The sequence below is a fragment of the Romboutsia sp. genome (assembly GCF_035470145.1).
GTDB lineage: Bacteria > Bacillota > Clostridia > Peptostreptococcales > Peptostreptococcaceae > Romboutsia_D.
Genome location: NZ_DATIRC010000434.1, coordinates 1 through 1,924, shown reverse-complemented (window position 1 = coordinate 1,924; position 1,924 = coordinate 1). Strand labels below are relative to the sequence as shown.

Genomic DNA, 1,924 nt, shown 5'->3' with positions numbered 1-1,924 from the left:
ATATGCATTTAATCCTAATTCCTCAGCAATTGAATAAGCAAGACCTCCACCTAAGTTAGATGCATGCTGTCCCATAACGCCTATTTTTAAATCTTTTAGCATTTCTTCATTTACTTGATATGTTCCACCTACAACAGGTCTCATATTTCCACCACGAGCTATTATTGCTGAGAATTTAGATAAATCTATATTTTTATCGGAGAGAGTTTTCATGATAAGTTCTTTACGAAAATCAAATTGATCATATATTTCTTTATATGAATTTATTTTTTCTGTAGAATGGCGTATTGTTTCAGTAATTATTTCTTTATCATTTTCAAATATTGATATTTTAGTTGAAGTTGAACCAGGATTTATTACTAAAAATGTAAATACTTTTTCCATATATCTACTCCTTTCCAAGTTGTTGAACAACTAATGCCCCAAGGGCTATAGAGTGTAATTTTGACATATCTGAGCTTGCTCTAGATGTTAATATTATTGGTGTTTTAGCACCCATAATAACTCCAGCTTTTTCAGCTTTTGCAAAGTATTCCATTGATTTATTTAAAATATTACCTGCTTCTATATCAGGTGCTATTAATATATCTGCATTTCCTGCAACAGGATGATTAATTCCCTTATGTTTTGCAGCTTCAACACATACTGCATTATCTATTGCTAATGGTCCTTTTACTAAGCAACCTTTTATAATACCTTGTTCATTCATTTTTGTAAGTTGCTCTGCATCTAATGTAGCAGGCATTTTAGGATTTACTTTTTCAACTGCACAAAGTACAGCTACCTTTGGTTCTTCATTTCCTAAAGCATGAGCAATTTTAACACTGCTATTGATTATATCTACTTTATTTTCTAATGTAGGTGCAATTGTCATAGCGCTATCACTTAATATAAATAATCTATCATATCCTAAAACTTCTAATACCCCAACATGATTTATTAAATCACCGGTTCTTAAGCCAGTTTCATGATTTAATACTGCCTTTAATATATCGGATGTTTCAACAAATCCTTTCATTGGAAGTGATGCTTTACCATCACGTACTAATTTTATAGCTTGTGTACAAGCTTCTGTTTTATCCTTAATATCTATAATTTCAAAATTGTTTGTATCCATTTGTATTTCAATGGCTATTTCTTCAATTTTTTCTTTATCTCCTACTAAAATTGCATTGGCAATTCCCATTTTGTATGCATTATTAACTGCAGATAATACATCCTTATCTTGTGCTACTGCTACAGATATTGTTTGAGGATCGCCTGCTTTAACTTTTTGTATTAATTGTTTAAAATCTTTTATCATTTCTATATCCCCTTTAATTATGAGCTTTTAGTTCCAAATTTCCTCATCTGTTGGAACAGATTTTCCTGGTACTTCGTATGCAATTCTACTTATATTAACTAAATGATGAAACCATAGATTTTCACTTATACTATTATTTCCCCAAGAACCACAACCAAGAGTTGCCGTAGGATTAAGACCGTTTACAAATGATCCACCAAGACCACTTGAACCTATTTGATTAACTCCAAAACGAGAGACAGGAAGTATTTCTGCTGCATATTCTATATTTTCCTTTGTATATGAATGTATAATTGCACTATGACCTTTTCCTTCATATTCTAAATTAGCATTTGCAATTTCAACAGCTTCTTGCCACTTTTCATAACTATAAGCTGCTAATACTGGACACATTTTTTCTTTTGCAAAATACTCTTCTGTTCCATATTTTTCAACTTTCACAACTAATAATTTTGTATCTTTTGGAATGTCTATTTTAGCCATTTTAGCTATATCAAAAGGAGATGCTCCTACACAATCTTTACTTATTGATCCACCTGGGAATAATACTTTTCTTAAAGCATCTACATCTTCATCTTTTTCTATATAATAAGCTCCTTGTTGTACTAATAACTCTATAAA

At 30.8% G+C, this 1,924-nt stretch carries 1 protein-coding gene and 2 pseudogenes; all 3 read right to left on the bottom strand.

Annotation, left to right across the window (positions count from 1 at the left end; genetic code table 11):
• Window positions 1-384, bottom strand: a pseudogene (locus VLM92_RS16935) (butyrate kinase); the annotation flags it as partial.
• Between the two features lie 4 nt (window positions 385-388).
• Window positions 389-1,303 carry a phosphate butyryltransferase gene (locus tag VLM92_RS16930; RefSeq protein WP_325277495.1) on the bottom strand — a complete coding sequence of 305 codons (915 nt, stop codon included), beginning with the start codon at window positions 1,301-1,303 and terminating at the stop codon, window positions 389-391.
• 27 nt (window positions 1,304-1,330) lie between these two features.
• Window positions 1,331-1,924: pseudogene (locus VLM92_RS16925) on the bottom strand (succinate-semialdehyde dehydrogenase); the annotation flags it as partial.

Bases quoted from the DNA above. Each gene is read 5' to 3' on its own strand.
- VLM92_RS16930 (WP_325277495.1), bottom strand. From the start codon at position 1,303: ATGATAAAAGATTTTAAACAATTAATACAAAAAGTTAAAGCAGGCGAT.